The following is a 19656-nucleotide window of genomic DNA, read 5'->3' as shown; positions in this document are numbered from 1 at the left end:
CCGGGCCCGCCCGGATGCCTTCCGGACCGCCGCCCCGGGCCCTTTTCGCGGGCCCGGCGGGGTCCCGGGTTCCTCCTGCGGCCCGCCGGGCCTCAGGCCTGGGTGTCCTCGGGGACGCTGACGAGCCAGCGGGTCTCACGGCGCGGGCGCAGGTAGAACGCCCAGTACAGGGTGGCCACGGCCGTGATGCCGCCGGTCCACAGCAGGTACTGGGTCTCCTGCTGGGTCAGGATGTAGGCGAGGACGACGATCAGCAGGATCGGCACCGCGGGCCACAGCGGCATCCGCCAGGCGGACACGTGGCGGTGCGCGCCGCGCCGGCACAGCAGGGCGGCGACCGCGACCAGCAGGTACATCGCGGTGACGGAGACGCCGGTGACGCCGTAGAGGGTGTCGAGCTTGACGAAGCACAGGCCCGCGCCGGGGACGCCGACGAGGAGCGTGGCCACCCACGGCGAGCCGAACCGGCCGAGCCGGGACAGACCTCGGTTGACGGGCTCGGGCCAGGCCTTGTCGCGGGCGGAGGCGAACAGGACGCGGGAGTTCTGGATGACCATCACGATGCCCGCGTTGATGATGGCGAGCGCGACGCAGAGGCTGACGAAGGTGCCGACCGCGGAGTTGGACCAGGCGGTGACCATGTCGCTGAGGTTGCCGCTGGTGAGCGCGGCGAGGTCGGGGGCGCCGAGGGTGATGGCGACGACGGGCACCAGGATCACGGCAGTCGAGATCGCGAGGGTGGCGAGCACGGTGCGGGCCACGTTGCGCCGCGGGTGCTCCAGCTCCTCCGAGAGGTACACGGCGGTGGAGAAGCCCTGGGTGATGAACAGGGCGATGGCGAGCCCGGAGATCACCATCATGGCGGTGACCGTCGAGGGCGTACCGCTCTCCCCGGCGACCGTGCCGTGCACCAGGGCCGAGCCGCCGCGCTCGCTGTGGGCGAAGCCGAGCACCGCGACGACGGCGGCGGCGACGACTTCGAGCACCAGGAAGACGCCGGTGATCCAGGCGTTCGCCCGCAGGTCGAGCAGGCCGGCCAGGGTGGCGAGCAGCATCACCGCGCCGCCCGCGACGGGGGCCGGTATGTGCACGATGGGCGCGAGGTAGTCGGCGGTGCCCATCGCGATGACGGGCGGCACGATCATCACCACGAGCAGCGACAGGACGAACACCAGCCAGCCCGCGAGGCGTCCGGCCATCGTGGAGACCATGGCGTACTCGCCGCCCGCGCTGGGGATGAGGGTGCCCAGCTCCGAGTAGCAGAACGCCACGCCGATACAGAGCAGCGAGCCGATCGCGATGGTCAGCGCGGTGTAGGTGCCGAGCGTGGCGAAGAGGTCGGGCACGACGACGAACAGGGTGGAGGCGGGGGTCACGCAGGACAGCGTGAGCAGGGTGCCCCCCACGACACCGATGGAACGCTTGAGCTTCTGCGGGGTGGGGCCGGTCGCGGGGGCGAGCGCCTGGGGGGCGCTGAGCGTGTCCGTCATCGTGCGGTTCCGATCGACTGGTGCGGTTCCGATGCGCGGGAGCGGTATCGCCTCCAGAGGCGGGGATGGTGATGTGCTGCGGCGGCTCCCGGGTGCCGATATGCAATCCTTCGCAGAACCGCAGGTCAATAGGGGGTTACCTGCGGAATCCGAAGATCCGGTCGCTGGATTCGCCGGTTTTCGGCGTTAAGGACGTGTCAAGGCAGCGCGATCGGGGGGTACGGGAACCGCAGCGCCGGAGCCGAAGTTCCTCCCCAACTTTCCACGCTACGGACGCGCCCGGGCCAGGAAAAGCCGCGCCCCCCGCCGGCCGGGGCCGACGGGGGGCGTCGAAGAGGGGCTCAGTGGTTGCGGGGGAAACCCAGGTCCACGCCCGAAGGGGCGTCGGCCGGGTCCGGCCAGCGGGTGGTGACGACCTTGCCCCGGGTGTAGAAGTGCGTCCCGTCGTTGCCGTAGATGTGGTGGTCGCCGAAGAGCGAGTCCTTCCAGCCCCCGAAGGAGTGGTAGCCCACCGGCACCGGGATCGGCACGTTCACGCCGACCATGCCCGCCTCGACCTCCAGCTGGAAGCGGCGGGCCGCGCCGCCGTCCCGGGTGAAGATCGCCGTGCCGTTGCCGAAGGGCGAGGCGTTGATCAGCGCCAGGCCCTCCTCGTACGTCTCGGCCCGCAGCACGCACAGCACCGGGCCGAAGATCTCGTCGCGGTAGGCGTCGGCCGTGGTCGGCACGTGGTCCAGGAGGGACAGGCCGATCCAGTGCCCGTTCTCGAAGCCCTCGACCGTGTGGCCGGTGCCGTCCAGGACGACCTCGCAGCCCTGTGCCGCCGCGCCCTTCACATAGGACGCCACCTTGTCGCGGTGGGCCGCGGTGATCAGGGGGCCCATCTCGGAGGCCGGGTCGTTGCCGGGGCCGATCTTGATCTTCTCGGCGCGCTCGCGGATCTTCGCCACCAGCTCGTCGCCGATCGCGCCCACCGCGACGACCGCGGAGATCGCCATGCAGCGCTCGCCCGCCGAGCCGTACGCGGCCGAGACGGCGGCGTCGGCCGCGGCGTCCAGATCCGCGTCCGGCAGGACCAGCATGTGGTTCTTGGCCCCGCCGAGCGCCTGTACCCGCTTGCCGTGGGCGGAGGCGGTGGTGTGGATGTGGCGCGCGATGGGCGTGGAGCCGACGAAGGAGACGGCGGCCACGTCGGGGTGCGCGAGCAGCGCGTCCACCGACACCTTGTCGCCGTGCAGCACGGTGAAGACGCCGTCGGGCAGACCCGCCTCGGCCAGCAGCTCGGCGATCTTCATCGACGCCGACGGGTCCTTCTCGGAGGGCTTCAGGATGAAGGTGTTGCCGCAGGCGATGGCCAGCGGGAACATCCACATCGGCACCATCGCCGGGAAGTTGAACGGGGTGATGCCCGCGACGACGCCCAGCGGCTGGCGGATGGAGGCCACGTCCACCCGGCTGGAGACCTGCGTGGACAGCTCGCCCTTGAGCTGGGTGGTGATGCCGCAGGCGAGGTCGACGATCTCCAGGCCGCGGGCGACCTCGCCGAGCGCGTCCGAGTGCACCTTGCCGTGCTCGGCGGTGATCAGCTCGGCGATGGCGTCCCGGTTGGCGTCGAGCAGCGCGCGGAAGGCGAACAGCACGGTGGTGCGCTGCGCGAGCGAGGACTGGCCCCAGCTCGCGTACGCCGCCTTGGCGGTGGCCACCGCCCGGTCGACCTCCTCGGCCGAGGCGAAGGCGACCTGCGTGGTGACCTCGCCGGTCGCCGGGTCGGTCACCGGGCCGAAGTTGCCCGACGTGCCTTCGACGGTCTTGCCACCGATCCAGTGGTGGACGGTCTTCGTCATGTCCAAGTGCTCCTTCACAGATGGCGGCGTCGGGCGGTGACGTGCCGTTCGTACTCCTCGCGGGCCGTTAGCGCCGACGTGCGGGTCGCGGTCTCGGCCACGGGCACATCCCACCACGCCTGGGCCGGGGGCGGGCCCGACACTGTGTCGGGCGTTTCGGTCTGTGTGTAGACACATGTGGGAACGTCGGAGCGCCGCGCTTCGGCGAGGGCTTCCCGCAGGTCACGCACGGTTTCGGCACGCAGCACCCGCATCCCGAGCGAGGCCGCGTTGGCCGCGAGGTCCACCGGGAGCGGCGCCCCGCCGTACGTGCCGTCGGGCGCCCGGAACCGGTACGCGGTGCCGAACCGCTCACCGCCCACCGCCTGCGAGAGCCCGCCGATCGAGGCGTACCCGTGGTTCTGCAGGATCACCACCTTGAGGGGGATGCGCTCCTGCACCGCGGTGACGATTTCGGTGGGGTTCATCAGATACGTACCGTCGCCGACCAGCGCCCAGACCGGTCGGCCGGGCGCCGCGAGGGCGACGCCGATGGCGGCGGGGATCTCGTAGCCCATGCAGGAGTAGCCGTATTCGACGTGGTACTGGTCGCGCGAGCGGGTCCGCCAGAGCTGGTGGAGGTCGCCGGGGAGCGAGCCCGCGGCGTTGATCAGGATGTCCTGCCCGGTGACCAAGGTGTCGAGTACGCCGAGGACTTGGGCCTGGGTGGGCCGGGCGTCCTCGGACGCCGGCCGGTACGCGGCGTCCACCCGGGCCTCCCAGGCCGTCTTCAGGCGCGTGTACTCGGCCGTGTAGGCCTCCGCCACACGGTGGCCCCCGAGCGCCCCGTGCAGTGCGGTCAGTCCCGTGCGGGCGTCGCCGGTCAGCGCCAGGCCGCCCATCTTGAGGGCGTCGGGGGGCCGGACGTTGAGGTTGAGGAAGCGGACGTCCGGGCGCTGGAAGAGGGTGGCGGAAGCGGTGGTGAAGTCGCTCCAGCGGGTGCCGACGCCAAGCACCACGTCGGCGGTGCGGGCCAGTTCGTCGGCGGTGGCCGTGCCGGTGTGGCCGATGCCCCCGACGTCCTGCGGGTGGTCGTGGCCGAGCGCGCCCTTGCCGGCCTGGGTGCTCGCCACGGGGATGCCGGTGTCCCGGGCTAGGGCGGCGAGCGCGTCCTGGGCGCGGCCGTGCCGCACTCCGCCGCCGGCGACGATCAGGGGCCGCTCGGCGCGCGCCAACTCCCGTGCCGCGAGCGCCAGTTCAGCGGCGTCCACGGCGGGGGCCCGGACCGGCCACACCCGTTCGCGGAAGAACTCCTCGGGCCAGTCGTAGGCCTCGGCCTGGACGTCCTGCGGCAGCGCGAGGGTGACCGCGCCCGTCGCGGCCGGATCGGTCAGGACGCCCATCGCGTTCAGGGCGGCCGGGATCAGGGCCTCGGGGCGGGCCACCCGGTCGAAGTAGCGGGAGACCGGACGCAGGCAGTCGTTGACGGACACGTCGCCCGCGTACGGGACTTCGAGCTGTTGCAGCACCGGGTCCGCGGGCCGTGCCGCGAAGGTGTCGCCGGGCAGCAGAAGCACCGGCAGGTGGTTGACGGTGGCCAGCGCGGCGCCGGTGACCAGGTTGGTGGCGCCGGGTCCGATGGAGGTGGTGACCGCGTGGGCCGAGAGGCGGCCCGACTGGCGGGCGTAGCCGACGGCCGCGTGCACCATGGCCTGCTCGTTGCGGCCCTGGTGGAAGGGCATGGCTTCGGGGCCGGTTTCGAGCAGCGCCTGGCCGATTCCGGCTACGTTGCCGTGTCCGAAGATGCCCCAAGTGGCCGCGATCAGACGGTGGTTGACGCCGTCGCACGCGGTGTACTGGCGGGCCAGGAACGCGATCAGCGCCTGTGCGGTGGTCAGTCGGCGCGTCGTACCGGTCACTGGTATCCCTCCGTGTGGTCGGGGTGGAAGGAGATCTTCCACTCCCGGTCCTGCCCCGGGCCCGCCATGACGTTCAGGTAGTACATGGCGGTGCCGGGCCGGGCGATCGACGGGCCGTGCCAGCCGTCCGGCACCAGCACCGCGTCGCCGCCCCGCACCTCCGCGAGCAGGTCCGCGCCCCCGGGCCGGGACGGCGCGATGCGCTGGTATCCGTAGCCCCCGGGGTGCTCGAACGCGAAGTAGTAGATCTCCTCCAGCTCGCTCTCGCGGCCCGGCACGTGCTCGTCGTGCTTGTGCGGCGGATACGACGACCAGTTGCCGCCGGGCGTGATCACCTCCACGGCGATCAGCCGGTCGCAGGCGAAGGCGTCGGCGGCGGCGAAGTTCCGCACGGTACGGGCACAGGTGCCCGACCCCCGCGCCTCGACGGGAACCTCCGGCGCGGGGCCGCGGCGAGCGGGGAGTCGTCGCTCGCACCGCGCTCCTGCCAGGGCGAAACGGCCTCCCGCGCCGGAGGCGATGTGGGCGACTTCGTCCCGCGGTACGTAGGCGAAGTCGGTGGGCCCCTCGAACACGTCGGCACGGCCGTGCAGTTCGAGGTCGGTTCCCGCGGTGCGCACCGTGCAGCCGCCGGCGAGCGGCACCACGAGCCACTCGCTGTCCCCGGCGGCCAGCTCGTGCGAGCCGCCGGGCGGCAGGTCGAGCACGCGCAGCGAGGAGTAGGCCAGGGCGGCCCGCTCGGGGCCGAGGTCGAGGGCGTAGGGTCCGCGGGCCGCGGCTTCGGCCCGTACGAGCAGTTCCTGGTGGTCCATGTCCGCTTCCCTACCCCCTACAGCAGTCCGACGGCCGTATCGACGGCCGCCGCCACGTCTCCGTCGGCCGGATAGAGCAGCGAGCGGCCCGCCACGAGCCCCTGCACGGTGGGCAGGTGCAGGGCCTCGCGCCACTTCTCGAACGCGGCGTCCTGGTCGTCCCCCACGTCGCCGCCGAGCAGCACCGCGGGCAGCGTGCTGGTGGCCATAACCCGGGCCATGTCGTCCGGGTCGTCGGTCACCGGCACCTTGAGCCAGGTGTAGGCGGACGTACCGCCGAGCCCGGAGGCGATGGCGATGGACCGGGTGACCGCGTCGGCGGAGAGATCGTTGCGGACCCTGCCGTCCTCGCGGTGACAGAGGAACGGCTCGATGAACAACGGCAGTCGACGCTCGGCCATCGCGTCGACCGCCCCGGCGGCGGCGTGCAGCGTGTCGAGCGAGCCCGGGTCCTGATGGTCGATGCGCAGCAGCAGCTTGCCCGCGTCGAAGCCGAGCCGGGCCAGGTCCTGGGGGCGGTGCCCGGTGAAGCGGTCGTCGAGCTCGAAGGCGGCGCCGGCCAGGCCCCCGCGGTTCATCGAACCGATGACGACCTTGTCGTCGAGCGCGCCGAGCAGCAGCAGGTCCTCCAGGACGTCGGCGCCCGCGAGTACGCCGTCGACGCCGGGCCGCGACAGGGCGAGCCGCAGCCGGTCGAGGAGGTCGCCGCGGTCGGCCATGGCGAGGCCGTCCGCGCCGACGCCCAGCGCGCCGCGGGCCGGGTGGTCGGCGGCGATCACCATGAGCCGCGCGCCGTCCCCGCGCAGCAGGGGTCTGCGCACCCGGCGTGCGGCGGCCTCGCCGATGGCCTCGGGGTGCCGCGCCCGGAGCTGTGCGAGCCCGCCGGGACCGTGCGGGGCGCTCACGCCCGGCCTCCGGCCAGGACGGCGTCGACCTCTGCGGGGTGGGGCATGGCGGAGGAGCAGGCGAGGCGGGAGGCGACGATGGCGCCGGCCGCGTTGGCGTAGCGCATGACGCGTTCGAGGTCCCATCCGGCGAGCAGCCCGTGGCACAGCGCCCCGCCGAACGCGTCGCCCGCGCCGAGCCCGTTGACCACGTCGACCGGCACCGGGGCCACCTCGGCGACCGTGCCGTCGCGGTGCACGGCGAGCACGCCCTTGGGCCCCTGCTTGACGACGGCCAGCTCGACCCCGGCGGCCAGCAGCGCGTCGGCCGCGGCCCGCGGCTCCCGCTCCCCGGTGGCCACCTCGCACTCGTCGACGTTCCCGACGGCGACGGTCGCGTGGGCGAGCGCCTCCCGGTACAGGGCGCGCGCGTACTCGGGGACGCCCCCGTCCGCCCCCTCCCAGAACATGGGGCGCCAGTCGAGATCAAACACGGTGGCGCCCGGCGGCCGGCCTCCGGGCGGGTGCTCCCCCCGGCGGGCCCCGGCAGGGGCCGGGCCCGGGCCGGCGCCGCCGCGCGCGCCCAGCGCCGCCAGCGTCGCGGCGCGGCTCGGCTCCGCGCACAGGCCCGTCCCGGTCATCCAGAAGATCCGGGCCGCCCGGATCGCGGCCAGGTCCAACTCCCCCTCCCGCAGCTCCAGATCGGGCGCCTTGGGCAGCCGGTAGAAGTACAGCGGGAAGTCGTCCGGCGGGAAGAGCTCGCAGAAGGTGACGGGGGTCGCCAGCCCGTCCACGGGCGTGACCCAGCGGGCGTCGACCCCGAACTCGCCCAGCTGTGACCGGAGATACGCGCCGAAGGGATCGCGCCCGGTCCGCGTGACGACGGCGGCGCGCCGGCCGAGCCGGGCCGCGGCGACGGCCACGTTGGAGGGCGAGCCGCCGAGGAACTTGCCGAACGAGGTGACGTCGGCGAGGGAGACCCCGCTCTGCAACGGGTAGAGGTCGACCCCGATCCGCCCCATCGTGATCAGGTCGTACGGAGCCTCGTCCATGCACGTCCTCCCGGGTCGCCACGACCGGCGGCCCCAGGTCCCGCCGCCGGTGACCCAAGGTCTAGCCGTCCGCCGCCACCCCTGTCAATCTTTTGTCCTTACATTCGGACGTGGCCTTGACACTCCTCCCGGCCCCCCGGAAGGCTGGCCCCATGACGACGGCGAAGACCCGCATCCGGATCGGTTCGGCCCCCGACTCCTGGGGCGTCTGGTTCCCCGACGACCCTCGCCAAGTCCCCTGGCAGCGCTTCCTCGACGAGGTGTCCGGCGCGGGCTACCGGTGGATCGAGCTCGGACCGTACGGCTATCTGCCCACCGATCCCGCGCGGCTCGCCGAGGAGACCTCCGCACGCGATCTGCGGGTCTCGGCCGGAACCGTCTTCACCGGCCTGCACCACGGCCCCGCCGTGTGGGAGAAGACCTGGGCGCACGTCTCGGCCGTGGCCGCGCTGACCCGGGCCACCGGCGCCCGCCACCTCGTCGTCATCCCGTCCTTCTGGCGCGACGACAAGAGCGGCGAGGTCCTGGAGGACAGCACCCTGACGGCCGCGCAGTGGCGCGATCTCGCCGGTCAGACCGAGCGCCTGGCCCGCGAGGTGCGCGACGTGCACGGCCTGCGCGTCGTAGTGCACCCGCACGCCGACACCCACATCGACACCGAGGAGAACGTGGCCCGCTTCCTGCACGCCACCGACCCCGACCTGGTCTCGCTCTGCCTGGACACCGGCCACTACGCGTACTGCGGCGGCGACAGCGTCAAGCTCATCGAGACCTACGGGGAGCGGATCGGCTATCTCCACCTCAAGCAGGTGGACCCGGTGGTCCTGGCCCAAGTGCGCGCCGAGGGAACGCCGTTCGGGCCGGCCGTCGCGCGGGGCGTGATGTGCGAGCCGCCGCTCGGCGTGCCCGCGCTCGAACCGGTCCTGGCCGCGGCCCAGGCCCTGGACGTCGAGCTCTTCGCGATCGTCGAGCAGGACATGTACCCGTGCGATCCGGACAGGCCGCTCCCGATCGCCGAGCGCACCCGCGCCTTCCTGCGCTCCTGCGGGGCCTGAGATGACCCTGGGCATCGCCGTCATCGGCACGGGCCGGATGGGCGCCGACCATGTGCGCCGGATCGAGACCGCCGTCGGCGGCGCCCGGGTCGCCGCCGTGGCCGACCTGGACGCGGACCGCGCGGCGGCGGTGGCCCGGGGCATCAAGGGCTGCTCGGTGCACACCGACCCGGCCGCCGCGATGGCCGCGCCCGGTGTGGACGCGGTCCTGATCGCCTCCTCGGGCCCGGCCCACGAGGCGGCCCTGCTCGACGCCTTCGCGCGCGGCCTCCCGGTGCTGTGCGAGAAGCCCCTCACCCCGGACCCGGCCGGCGCCCTGCGGGTCATGGAAGCGGAACGGCGGCTCGGCCGCCGGCTGGTCACGGTGGGCTTCATGCGCCGCTACGACGCGGAGTACCAGGACCTCCAACACACCCTGCGCCGCGGCAAGTTGGGGCGCGCGCTGATGCTGCACTGCCGCCACCGCAACGCGGCCTCGCCGTCCTTCTTCACCACCGAGATGCTGATCCGCGACTCGGTGGTGCACGAGGCGGACGCCACCCGCTGGCTGCTCGGCCAGGAGATCACCGCCGTCCAGGTGCTGCGCCCGCGCCCTTCCTCCTACGCGCCGCGGGACCTCGGCGATCCGCAGCTGGTCCTCTTCGAGACGTCCGGCGGCGCCGTGGTCGACGTCGAGATCTTCGTCAACTGCGGCTTCGGGTACGAGGTGCGCTGCGAGGCGGTGTGCGAGCGCGGGACCGCCTCGATCGGCGCCGGTGGCGGTCTGGTGACCCGCACCACGGGCCGCGCGGGCCGGGCCGTGCCGCAGGACTTCACGGTCCGGTTCGCCGAGGCGTACGACCGTGAGGTGCGGGCCTGGGTGGGGGCGGTGCGGGCCGGCCGCGCCGAGGGGGCGAGCGCCTGGGACGGGTACGCCGCGGCGCTGGTGTGCGAGGCGGGCGTACGGGCGCAGCGGTCCGGGGAGCGGGTCGAGGTGCGCCTGCCGGAGCGCCCCGCGCTGTACGCGTAGCGGGTGGCGCGGTCCGCGCGGTACGCGTAGCGGGTGGCGCGCGGTCCGCCCGTTCACCCATTCGCTCCAACAGCCCTTTTTCTCACCCCTGTTACATCCTTCTCCCTCCCGTCACACATGTCTCGATTACGCGGGTCTTGCGTCACAGGCAGTCGACAGGACCCGCCCCGACCTCACTCTCCGTCGTTCAACGGGCACAGGCTGAGTGATCGCCAAGCGTTCGCGCCGCAGCTCCCCCGACGACCGTCCGGCCGCCGCTGCGGTGCCCGCAGGGAGGTGCCCTACATGACCGACCGAAGGCTCTGGTCCTACAAGGAAATCGCCGCGCACATCCGGGTGCAGCCGGACACGGTGCGCTCCTACCGCAAACACGGACTGCTGCCTGCGCCGGACCTCGTGGAGAACGGCAAACCCTATTGGTTCGCGGACACCATCCGGACCTGGGTGGCCCGCCGCCCGGGCAATCGCGGACGGCGGACCGATTGAACGCCGCACCGGGGCGACCGGCCCCGTCGTTGTCTTCACGAATCGCCCGGAACGCGCTCGGAACACTCCGGCCGCACACCGCGTTCTTATACCCCCGAGGGGTATACTCTGCCAGAGGTGAGGGCGCCCCGGCATTCCCGTGACCCCCTGATGCACCATGGATCCGTACGCCCGTGAAGAGGAGAACGCCATGACCGCCGAGACCGAGACCCCCGCGACCGGTTCCTGCTGCTCGCCCGCCGGTGGCTGCCACGACGGCGGCGCGGCCGATGTCCAGGTCGGCACCGTCACCACCGTCTACCGGGTGGCGGGCATGACCTGCGGGCACTGTGAGGGCGCGGTGTCCGCCGAGATCTCCGAGATCGCCGGGGTGGGTTCGGTGAAGGCCGTCGCCGCGACCGGCGAGGTCACCGTGATCTCGGCCGCCCCGCTCGACGAGGAGGCCGTACGCGCGGCGGTCGACGAGGCCGGTTACGAGCTGGTCGGCCGCGCCTGACCCGGGGCGCGTCCCCGCCCCTTCCCCCCGTCGGGCCGCGCCCGGCCGGCTCCGTGCCGGCACCGCGCGGCCCGGCCCGCTTTCTGGAGCCCCTCGTGCACAGCCCCGATTCCGGTCCCGCCCCAGCCCTCGACCAGCGGGTCGAACTCGCCATCGGCGGGATGACCTGCGCGTCGTGCGCGGCGCGCGTGGAGAAGAAGCTGAACCGGATGGCGGGGGTCAGCGCGACGGTCAACTACGCGACGGAGAAGGCGCGGGTCGCCTTCGGCGAGGGGGTGGGGGTGGGTGACCTCATCACCACCGTGGCGAAAACGGGCTACACGGCCACCCCGCTCCCCTCATCCCCCGGGGCTCCGCCCCAAGCCCCGCCCCCCTCATTCCCCGGGGCTCCGCCCCAAGCCCCGCTCCCCTCATCCCCCGGGGCTCCGCCCCAAGCCCCGCTCCCCTCATCCCCCGGGGCTCCGCCCCAAACGCGGCCCGCGCCCACCCCCGGGGCTCCGCCCCGGACCCCGATCGCGCCTGAACGGCGCTCGTCCTCAAACGCCGGACGGGCTGACAGTGCCGACGCCCCCGGCACGCCCGAAGCCGCAGCCACTCCCGCCGGCGGCACCACTTCAGCCCCTCCGGCGCTTGAGGAGCCGGGTCCGGGGCGGAGCCCCGAGCGGGGCGGGGCCCGGGGCGCCCACGACAGCGGGGCCCAGTCAGCCCGTCCGGCGCTTGAGGACGGGCGGCGCTCGCACGCCGAGGGGGCCCGGGGCGCAGACCCGGAGGGGCGGGACCCGCTCAGGGCGCGGCTGACGGTCACCGCGCTGCTGGCCACCCCCGTCGTCGCGCTGAGCATGATCCCCGCGCTCCAGTTCGACAACTGGCAGTGGCTCTCCCTCACCCTCGCCGCGCCCGCGGTCGTCTGGGGCGGCCTCCCGTTCCACCGCGCCGCCTGGACCAACCTGCGGCACGGCGCGGCCACCATGGACACCCTGGTCTCCACCGGCACCCTCGCCGCGTTCGGCTGGTCCCTGTGGGCGCTGTTCTTCGGGACGGCCGGGATGCCCGGCATGCGGCACGGGTTCAGCCTCACCACCGCCTGCGGGGACGGCGCCGGCACGATCTACCTCGAAGTCGCCGCCGGTGTCGTCACGTTCATCCTGCTCGGCCGGTATCTGGAGGCTCGGGCCCGGCGGAAGTCGGGGGCCGCGCTGCGGGCCCTGCTGGAACTGGGCGCCAAGGACGTGGCCGTGCTGCGCGAGGGGGCCGAACTGCGCGTCCCCGTGGGCGAGTTGCGCACCGGGGACCGTTTCGTCGTGCGGCCCGGCGAGAAGGTCGCCACGGACGGCGTCGTCGTCGAGGGCGCCTCGGCGCTCGACGCGTCGATGCTGACCGGCGAGTCGGTGCCCGTGGACGTCGGCGTGGGGGACCCCGTGGCCGGGGCCACCGTGAACGCCGGGGGCCGCATCGTCGTCGAGGCGACCCGGGTCGGCGCGGACACCCAACTCGCCCGCATGGCGCGCATGGTGGAGGACGCGCAGAACGGCAAGGCGCGGGCGCAGCGCCTGGCGGACCGGATCGCCGGGGTCTTCGTGCCGGTGGTGTTCCTGATCGCGCTGGGCACGCTCGCGGGCTGGCTGCTGGCGACCGGCGACGCCACCGCCGCCTTCACGGCGGCCGTCGCGGTGCTGATCATCGCCTGTCCCTGCGCCCTCGGCCTCGCCACCCCGACCGCCCTTCTCGTCGGCACCGGTCGCGGCGCCCAGCTGGGCATCCTGATCAAGGGCCCCGAGGTCCTCGAATCGACCCGCCGGGTGGACACCGTCGTCCTCGACAAGACGGGCACGGTGACCACCGGCCGGATGAGCCTGTACGAGGTCAGCCCCGCGCGGGACGTGGACGAGAAGCAGCTGCTGCGGCTCGCCGGAGCCCTGGAGCACGCATCGGAGCACCCCGTCGCCCGCGCGGTCGCGGCCGGCGCCGAGGACCGGGCGGGACCGCTGCCCCCGGTGGAGGACTTCCGGTCGCACGCGGGCCGGGGCGTCGAGGGTGTGGTCGAGGGCCACCGCGTGTACGTGGGGCGGGACGGCGACCTGGAGCTGCCGCCGGAGCTCGCCGCCGCCAGGAGGGCCGCCGAGGCCGGGGGGCGTACGGCCGTGACGGTCGCCTGGGACGGGCGGGCCCGGGGCGTGCTCACGGTCGCCGACACCGTGAAGGAGACCAGCGCCGAAGCCGTCCGGATGCTGCGGGCGCTGGGCCTCGCCCCGGTGCTGCTGACCGGCGACCACCGCACGGTCGCCCTCGCGGTGGCGGAAGAGGTCGGGATCGCCGCGGACGCCGTGTACGCGGAGGTGCTGCCCGAGGACAAGGCCGCCGTGGTGCGGCGCCTTCAGGAGCAGGGCCGGACGGTCGCGATGGTCGGGGACGGCGTCAACGACGCGGCGGCGCTGGCCACCGCGGATCTGGGTCTGGCGACCGGGACGGGCACGGATGCCGCGATCGAGGCGGGCGATGTGACGCTCGTCCGCGGTGACCTGCGGGTTGCCGCCGACGCGATCCGTCTGGCCCGCCGCACGCTCGCGACGATCAAAGGCAATCTTTTCTGGGCATTCGGCTACAACGTGGCCGCGGTCCCGCTGGCCGCCGCCGGCCTGCTGAATCCGATGATCGCGGGCGCGGCTATGGCGCTCTCCTCCGTATTCGTGGTAACCAACAGCCTACGGTTGCGTTCCTTCACCTGACCTCCACAAAGAGATCTAGATCACAGAGGTTTCGAGGTAACCATCGGGAGGGGTCGGGAGTCTAAGTGGGCGATGCCACGGACGTCTTGGGGGATGTCCATGGAATGTCTTGGGGGACGTTCCAGGCAACGCGTTGGCCGGGGCACGTACGTCGGGAGCTTTGAGCGGCCCACCCGACAGGTACGTACCCCGGCAGACCGCCTAGACCCCCGGCTCGGATCCCGTGGGGGGAATCCGCACCGGGCAACAGGGAAGCGCCCCGACTGCCGACCCGTGGGGGGATCGGCAGCGGGGCGCTTTCCGCTTCACTGCCTGCCGCTGTGCCGCGCGAGTGTGCGCGCGGGAGCCGCGCTGCCGCTGCCGCGCGGGCGTACCAGGAGGGTCAGCGACCCGCGACCGGCACGAAGTCGCGCAGAACCTCGCCGGTGTAGATCTGGCGGGGGCGGCCGATGCGCGAGCCGGGCTCCTTGATCATCTCGTGCCACTGGGCGATCCAGCCCGGAAGGCGGCCGAGCGCGAAGAGGACCGTGAACATCTCGGTCGGGAAGCCCATGGCGCGGTAGATCAGACCCGTGTAGAAGTCCACGTTCGGGTACAGGTTGCGCGAGACGAAGTAGTCGTCGCTCAGCGCGTGCTCTTCCAGCTTCAGCGCGATGTCGAGCAGCTCGTCGGACTTGCCGAGGGCCGACAGGACGTCGTGCGCGGCAGCCTTGATGATCTTGGCGCGCGGGTCGAAGGACTTGTACACCCGGTGGCCGAAGCCCATCAGGCGGACGCCGTCCTCCTTGTTCTTCACCTTGCGGATGAAGGAGTCCACGTCGCCGCCGTTGGCCTGGATGCCTTCCAGCATCTCCAGGACCGACTGGTTGGCGCCGCCGTGCAGGGGGCCCCACAGGGCGCTGATGCCGGCCGAGATCGACGCGAACATGTTGGCCTGCGAGGAGCCGACCAGACGCACGGTGGACGTCGAACAGTTCTGCTCGTGGTCCGCGTGCAGGATGAGCAGCTTGTCCAGGGCCGAGACCACGACCGGGTCCAGCTCGTACTCCTGGGCCGGCACCGAGAACGTCATCCGCAGGAAGTTCTCGACGTAGCCGAGGTCGTTGCGCGGGTAGACGAAGGGGTGGCCGATCGACTTCTTGTACGCGTACGCCGCGATCGTCGGCAGCTTGGCCAGCAGCCGGATCGTGGAGAGGTGGCGCTGCTTCTCGTCGAACGGGTTGTGGCTGTCCTGGTAGAACGTGGACAGCGCGGAGACCACCGACGACAGCATCGCCATCGGGTGGGCGTCCCGCGGGAAGCCGTCGAAGAACCGCTTCACGTCCTCGTGGAGCAGCGTGTGACCGGTGATCTCGTCCTTGAAGCTGGCCAGCTCGTCGACGGTCGGCAGCTCGCCGTTGATCAGCAGGTACGCCACCTCGACGAACGTCGAGCGCTCCGCCAGCTGCTCGATCGGGTACCCGCGGTAGCGCAGGATGCCCTGCTCACCGTCCAGGTAGGTAATGGCGGATTTATAGGCGGCCGTATTGCCGTATCCGCTGTCGAGGGTGACCAGTCCGGTCTGGGCTCGGAGCTTCCCGATGTCGAAGCCCTTGTCGCCGACGGTGCTGTCGATCACCGGGTAGGTGTACTCGCCATCGCCGAACCGCAGTACTACAGCGTTGTTCGCGTTCTCGCTCACGTCATCCCTCACCGACGTAGTGCCTCTTCTTCGAGGTGCCCTGACTGTCTCTACCATCCCCCATTTGGCTCAGCAGAGTGCACTCGGGGTCGCCCATTGGGCTTATTCACGGCACTCAGTGCCGTCAACCTGCTCATCCTGCCCCCTTCGCCCCGGTTAGGAAAGTCCTGGGTGACCTTTCACACCAAAGTGCCCCCTGCCAGCCGGTGCGCGAGTGCGGTAAAGCGTCTGCCTGCGGAAACGGTACGCACCGCCTGACCGATCGCCTTGCGGGACCCCACCAGGACGACGAGCTTCTTCGCGCGGGTCACCGCCGTGTAGAGCAGGTTGCGCTGGAGCATCATCCAGGCGCTCGTGGTCACCGGGATGACGACCGCCGGGTACTCGCTGCCCTGGGAGCGGTGGATCGTCACGGCGTAGGCGTGGGACAGCTCGTCGAGCTCGTCGAAGTCGTAGGGCACCTCCTCGTCCTCGTCGGTCAGGACCGTCAGGCGCTGGTCGTCGAGGCTGAGCGAGGTGACCACCCCGACGGTGCCGTTGAAGACGCCGTTCGCGCCCTTGTCGTAGTTGTTGCGGATCTGGGTGACCTTGTCGCCGACGCGGAACACCCGGCCGCCGAACCGCTTCTCCGGCAGGTCGGGCCGGGCGGGTGTGATCGCCTGCTGGAGCAGGCCGTTGAGGGCGCCGGCGCCGGCCGGACCCCGGTGCATGGGGGCGAGCACCTGGATGTCGCGCCGCGGGTCGAGCCCGAACTTGGCGGGGATGCGACGGGCGGCCACGTCCACGGTGAGGCGGCCCGCGTCCTCCGTCTCGTCCTCGACGAAGAGGAAGAAGTCGTCGAGGCCCGAAGTGAGCGGCTGAGAGCCTGAGTTGATGCGATGGGCGTTGGTGACGACGCCGGACTGCTGGGCCTGGCGGAAGATGCGGGTGAGCCGCACGCTGGGCACCGGGCCGCCCTCCGCGAGCAGATCGCGCAGCACCTCACCGGCGCCGACCGAGGGCAGCTGGTCGACGTCGCCCACCAGGAGCAGATGGGCGCCGGGCGCCACCGCCTTGACGAGCTTGTTGGCAAGGAGCAGATCGAGCATGGAGGCCTCGTCGACGACGACCAGATCGGCGTCCAGCGGCCGGTCCTTGTCGTACGCCGCGTCGCCGCCGGGTTTCAGTTCGAGCAGGCGGTGCACGGTGGAGGCCTCGGCGCCGGTCAGCTCCGCCAGGCGCTTGGCGGCCCGCCCGGTCGGCGCGGCCAGCACCACCTTGGCCTTCTTGGCCCGGGCCAGCTCCACCACCGAGCGGACCGTGAAGGACTTGCCGCAGCCGGGGCCTCCGGTGAGCACGGCCACCTTGCTGGTGAGGGCGAGCCGCACGGCCGCCTGCTGCTCGGGCGCCAGCTCGGCGCCGGTACGCCCCGCGAGCCAGCCGAGCGCCCTGTCCCAGTCGACCCCGGCGAAGCCCGGCATCCGGTCCTCACCCGTCCGCAGCAGGCGGCCGACCTGGGCGGCCAGGGACAGCTCGGCGCGGTGGAAGGGCACGAGGTAGACGGCGGCCACCGGCTCGCCCCCGTCGGGCCCCGGCACCTTCTCCCGTACGGCCCCCTCCTCGGCGATCAGCTCGGCGAGGCACTCGATGACGAGCCCCGTGTCGACCTGGAGCAGTTTCACCGCGTCGGCGATCAGCCGCTCCTCGGGCAGGAAGCAGTGCCCCTGGTCGGTGGACTGCGACAGCGCGTACTGCAGGCCGGCCTTGACCCGCTCCGGGCTGTCGTGCGGGATGCCGACCGACTGGGCGATCTTGTCGGCGGTCAGGAAGCCGATGCCCCAGACGTCGGCGGCCAGCCGATAGGGCTGGTTCTTCACGACGGAGATCGAGGCGTCCTCGTACTTCTTGTAGATGCGCACCGCGATGGAGGTGGAGACGCCGACGCCCTGGAGGAAGACCATGACCTCCTTGATCGCCTTCTGCTCCTCCCAGGCGGCCGCGATCTTCCTGGTCCGCTTGGGCCCGAGCCCCGGCACCTCGATCAGGCGCCCGATGTCCTGCTCGATGATGTCGAGCGTGTCGGCGCCGAAGTGCTGGGTGATCCGGTCGGCGAAGACCGGGCCGATGCCCTTGATCAGGCCCGAGCCGAGATAGCGGCGGATGCCCTGGACGGTGGCCGGCAGGACGGTCGTGTAGTTGTCGACCGTGAACTGCTTGCCGTACTGGGGGTGCGAGCCCCAGCGGCCCTCCATGCGCAACGACTCCCCCGGCTGCGCGCCGAGCAGCGAACCGACCACGGTGAGCAGGTCGTTGCCGCCCCGGCCCGTGTCGACCCGCGCGACGGTGTAGCCGCTCTCCTCATTGGCGTAGGTGATCCGCTCCAGGACCCCTTCCACCACCGCCGCACCCGTGAGACTCGACATGCCCCGACGCTACCGCCCCGCACCGACAGCCCGGACAACACGGCTGCGGGGAGCGGGAGTCGGGGGTGTGGTGCAGGTCTGGGCCGAGCTCGGGCCTGAGGTACGGGCGGGCTCACGGCGGGAAATTTGGGCGGGGCCCGGACGAGGGGTTCGGCCTGGGGGGCCGGCCTTGGGCGTTCGGCCCTGGGGGGTTCAAGGGGGCCCGGCCCGTCGACCGGGCCCCTTGATCTTCCCTCCCCTGCCAGCGCTTCCCGAATCCCCCCGGATCCCTCCCCTGAAGCACTGACGCCCCTTAGACCTCCGTCACCCCGCAAGGGTTGTACGACTGCGAGCAGTAATTTTCCGGTCCGCTCTCCGGCCCCCTCGACATGCCGACGAAGCGCCCCAAACGTAGCGTTCGGTGCATGAGCGACGACAAGCCTTCCCCCGCCTCCGACACCCCGTCCCGGCCGCCGTCCTTCCAGCAGGACGTCATGGACGAGCTGGGGGACGACGGGCTCCAGCGCATCGCCGGTCTGCTCGGCACGGACACGGCGGGCGCCCAGGACGTGGTCGGCACGACCATGTCGGCACTCTCGGACGGATTGCCGCAGGACACCCACGAGGAGGTCCGCCGGGCGGTCGCCGAGGCGCCGGCCGAGGCCGCGCCGGAGGAGACCCCGCTCCAGGGCGTGGCCACGCTGGGCGGCGGGCTGGGCGGGATGCTCAGCGGTGGCCTGGCGGCGGGGGTGCTGGGGAAGGCCGCGCGGCCGGTGGCGAGGGCGGTCTCCAAGAAGACCGGCCTGCCCGAGGCGACGGTGGCGCGGGCCCTGGAGGTGTTGCTGCCGGCGGCGCTGGCGGTTCTGGCCAGGAGGGCGGGGTCGAGGTCGGGGGGTGCGGGTTCGGGTTCGGCCCCGGGGGCGGGTTCGGGGGCGGGTGGCGCCGGTTCTGGTGCGGGTTCCGGTGCGGCTTCCGGTGCCGGTGGGCTTGGTGATCTGTTGGGCCAGATCCTCGGCGGGGCCGGGAAGAAGTAACCCGCCCGGCCGGGCCTCCGGGGAGGCCTGGGGGCCCGGCGGGTTCGGACTCAGGTGCTGTGCAGGAACGCGTCTCCGTGCGCGGTGATGTGGGCCTCAAGGGCGGTGAGCGCCTGCTGGGTGGCGTCGGGTGTTCCGCTGCCGCGCCGCTCGGCGTAGTACGCGGCGCCCAGCCGCTTGAGGAGTTCGTTGCCGGCCCGCTGCTGCTGGACCTCGTCCACCTTCTGCTTGCCCTGGTTCAGCGCACTCTGCGCCTGCTCCTTGGCCCGGTCGAGAAAGCCTGCCATGCCCGCCTCCGCATCGTGATCGTGCCCCGTCTTTGGATCACTTCCCCCACATGGGAGGCGCATGCTCCTGGGGTCGCCCGATCGGGGGGGCCGGGGGGGCTGGGTGCGGGGTGCCTGCGGCGGGTTGGCGCTCGGCCCGGGGCGACCCGGCTGAGCCCCTGGGGCTCCGCCCCAGACCCCGGCGGGTTCGCCCACCCGCCCGCCCGTGCAGGGGGTTGGAGGGTGCCTGGCCCTGGGGCTCCGCCCCAGACCCCCAGGGAGCTGCCCACCCGCCCGCCCGTGCAGCGGGTTGAAGGGGCCCGGCCCCTGGGGCTCCGCCCCAGACCCGCTGAGGGGCTCCGCCCCTCGGACCCCGGCGGGTTTGCCCACCCGCCCGCCCGTACAGGGGGTTGCATCGGCTGAGCCCTGAGGCTGCGCCCCAGACCCCCCGAGGGGCTCCGCCCCTCGAACCCCGGCGGGTTTGCCCACCCGCCCGCCCGTGCAGCGGGTTGGAGGGTGCCGGGCCCTGGGGCTGCGCCCCA

At 72.7% G+C, this 19656-nt stretch carries 15 protein-coding genes; 6 read left to right on the top strand and 9 right to left on the bottom strand.

What is annotated here, in order from left to right; all coding sequences use genetic code 11:
• Positions 1-92: 92 nt before the first annotated feature.
• The 6 genes from ACGF3I_RS18395 to ACGF3I_RS18370 all read right to left on the bottom strand — a co-directional run bounded on the left by ACGF3I_RS18395 (position 93) and on the right by ACGF3I_RS18370 (position 7980).
• Positions 93-1490 (bottom strand): APC family permease, encoded by a 1398-nt coding sequence (locus ACGF3I_RS18395; RefSeq protein WP_393133223.1) that lies wholly within the window; start codon positions 1488-1490, stop codon positions 93-95.
• Positions 1491-1831: 341 nt separating this feature from the next.
• Positions 1832-3334: a CoA-acylating methylmalonate-semialdehyde dehydrogenase gene (gene mmsA / locus ACGF3I_RS18390; RefSeq protein ID WP_393133221.1), complete on the bottom strand. Its 1503-nt coding sequence runs from the start codon at positions 3332-3334 to the stop codon at positions 1832-1834.
• A 14-nt stretch (positions 3335-3348) separates the two neighbouring features.
• On the bottom strand, positions 3349-5238 hold the full coding sequence (gene iolD, locus ACGF3I_RS18385) for a 3D-(3,5/4)-trihydroxycyclohexane-1,2-dione acylhydrolase (decyclizing) (protein ID WP_393133512.1): 1890 nt from the start codon (positions 5236-5238) through the stop codon (positions 3349-3351).
• A complete protein-coding gene (gene iolB / locus ACGF3I_RS18380; RefSeq protein ID WP_393133219.1) occupies positions 5229-6044 on the bottom strand; it encodes a 5-deoxy-glucuronate isomerase in 816 nt (271 codons plus the stop codon). The genes iolD and iolB overlap by 10 nt, the downstream gene beginning before the upstream one ends.
• Positions 6045-6061: 17 nt before the next feature.
• Positions 6062-6949: a deoxyribose-phosphate aldolase gene (locus ACGF3I_RS18375; RefSeq protein ID WP_393133217.1), complete on the bottom strand. Its 888-nt coding sequence runs from the start codon at positions 6947-6949 to the stop codon at positions 6062-6064.
• Positions 6946-7980 (bottom strand): PfkB family carbohydrate kinase, encoded by a 1035-nt coding sequence (locus ACGF3I_RS18370; protein ID WP_393133215.1) that lies wholly within the window; start codon positions 7978-7980, stop codon positions 6946-6948. The genes ACGF3I_RS18375 and ACGF3I_RS18370 overlap by 4 nt, the downstream gene beginning before the upstream one ends.
• A 152-nt stretch (positions 7981-8132) precedes the next feature.
• On the opposite strand from ACGF3I_RS18370, the gene ACGF3I_RS18365 reads away from it, so the two are divergent.
• The 5 genes from ACGF3I_RS18365 to ACGF3I_RS18345 all read left to right on the top strand — a co-directional run bounded on the left by ACGF3I_RS18365 (position 8133) and on the right by ACGF3I_RS18345 (position 13752).
• Positions 8133-9035: a sugar phosphate isomerase/epimerase family protein gene (locus tag ACGF3I_RS18365; protein ID WP_393133213.1), complete on the top strand. Its 903-nt coding sequence runs from the start codon at positions 8133-8135 to the stop codon at positions 9033-9035.
• A 1-nt stretch (position 9036) separates the two neighbouring features.
• Positions 9037-10044, top strand: a complete 1008-nt coding sequence (locus ACGF3I_RS18360) for a Gfo/Idh/MocA family protein (protein ID WP_393133211.1) — start codon at positions 9037-9039, stop codon at positions 10042-10044.
• 285 nt (positions 10045-10329) lie between these two features.
• Positions 10330-10530, top strand: a complete 201-nt coding sequence (locus ACGF3I_RS18355; protein WP_161253648.1) for an AlpA family transcriptional regulator — start codon at positions 10330-10332, stop codon at positions 10528-10530.
• A gap of 190 nt (positions 10531-10720) precedes the next feature.
• On the top strand, positions 10721-11026 hold the full coding sequence (locus tag ACGF3I_RS18350; RefSeq protein ID WP_393133208.1) for a heavy-metal-associated domain-containing protein: 306 nt from the start codon (positions 10721-10723) through the stop codon (positions 11024-11026).
• A gap of 95 nt (positions 11027-11121) precedes the next feature.
• A complete protein-coding gene (locus ACGF3I_RS18345) occupies positions 11122-13752 on the top strand; it encodes a heavy metal translocating P-type ATPase (RefSeq protein ID WP_393133206.1) in 2631 nt (876 codons plus the stop codon).
• A gap of 382 nt (positions 13753-14134) precedes the next feature.
• Here the strand turns inward: ACGF3I_RS18345 and ACGF3I_RS18340 are convergent, their stop codons facing one another.
• Together ACGF3I_RS18340 and ACGF3I_RS18335 are read right to left on the bottom strand one after the other, a co-directional pair.
• Entirely contained in the window at positions 14135-15433 is a 1299-nt protein-coding gene (locus ACGF3I_RS18340; RefSeq protein WP_393133204.1) for a citrate synthase, read from the bottom strand.
• Positions 15434-15612: 179 nt separating this feature from the next.
• Complete coding sequence (locus ACGF3I_RS18335; protein WP_393133202.1) at positions 15613-17835, bottom strand: ATP-dependent RecD-like DNA helicase; 2223 nt, start codon at positions 17833-17835, stop codon at positions 15613-15615.
• Between the two features lie 404 nt (positions 17836-18239).
• Here ACGF3I_RS18335 and ACGF3I_RS18330 point away from each other — a divergent pair, with 404 nt between their 5' ends.
• The gene (locus ACGF3I_RS18330; RefSeq protein ID WP_393133200.1) at positions 18240-18848 is read left to right on the top strand and encodes a DUF937 domain-containing protein; all 609 of its coding nucleotides are present in this window, start codon (positions 18240-18242) and stop codon (positions 18846-18848) included.
• A gap of 50 nt (positions 18849-18898) precedes the next feature.
• On the opposite strand, the gene ACGF3I_RS18325 is transcribed toward ACGF3I_RS18330, so the two are convergent.
• Positions 18899-19135 carry a hypothetical protein gene (locus ACGF3I_RS18325; protein WP_393133198.1) on the bottom strand — a complete coding sequence of 79 codons (237 nt, stop codon included), beginning with the start codon at positions 19133-19135 and terminating at the stop codon, positions 18899-18901.
• Positions 19136-19656 lie beyond the last annotated feature (521 nt).

This window comes from Streptomyces sp. NPDC048111, assembly GCF_043202815.1.
GTDB lineage: Bacteria > Actinomycetota > Actinomycetes > Streptomycetales > Streptomycetaceae > Streptomyces.
The sequence above is the reverse complement of the archived record's forward strand: the minus strand, read 5'-3'. Positions and strand labels throughout refer to the sequence as shown.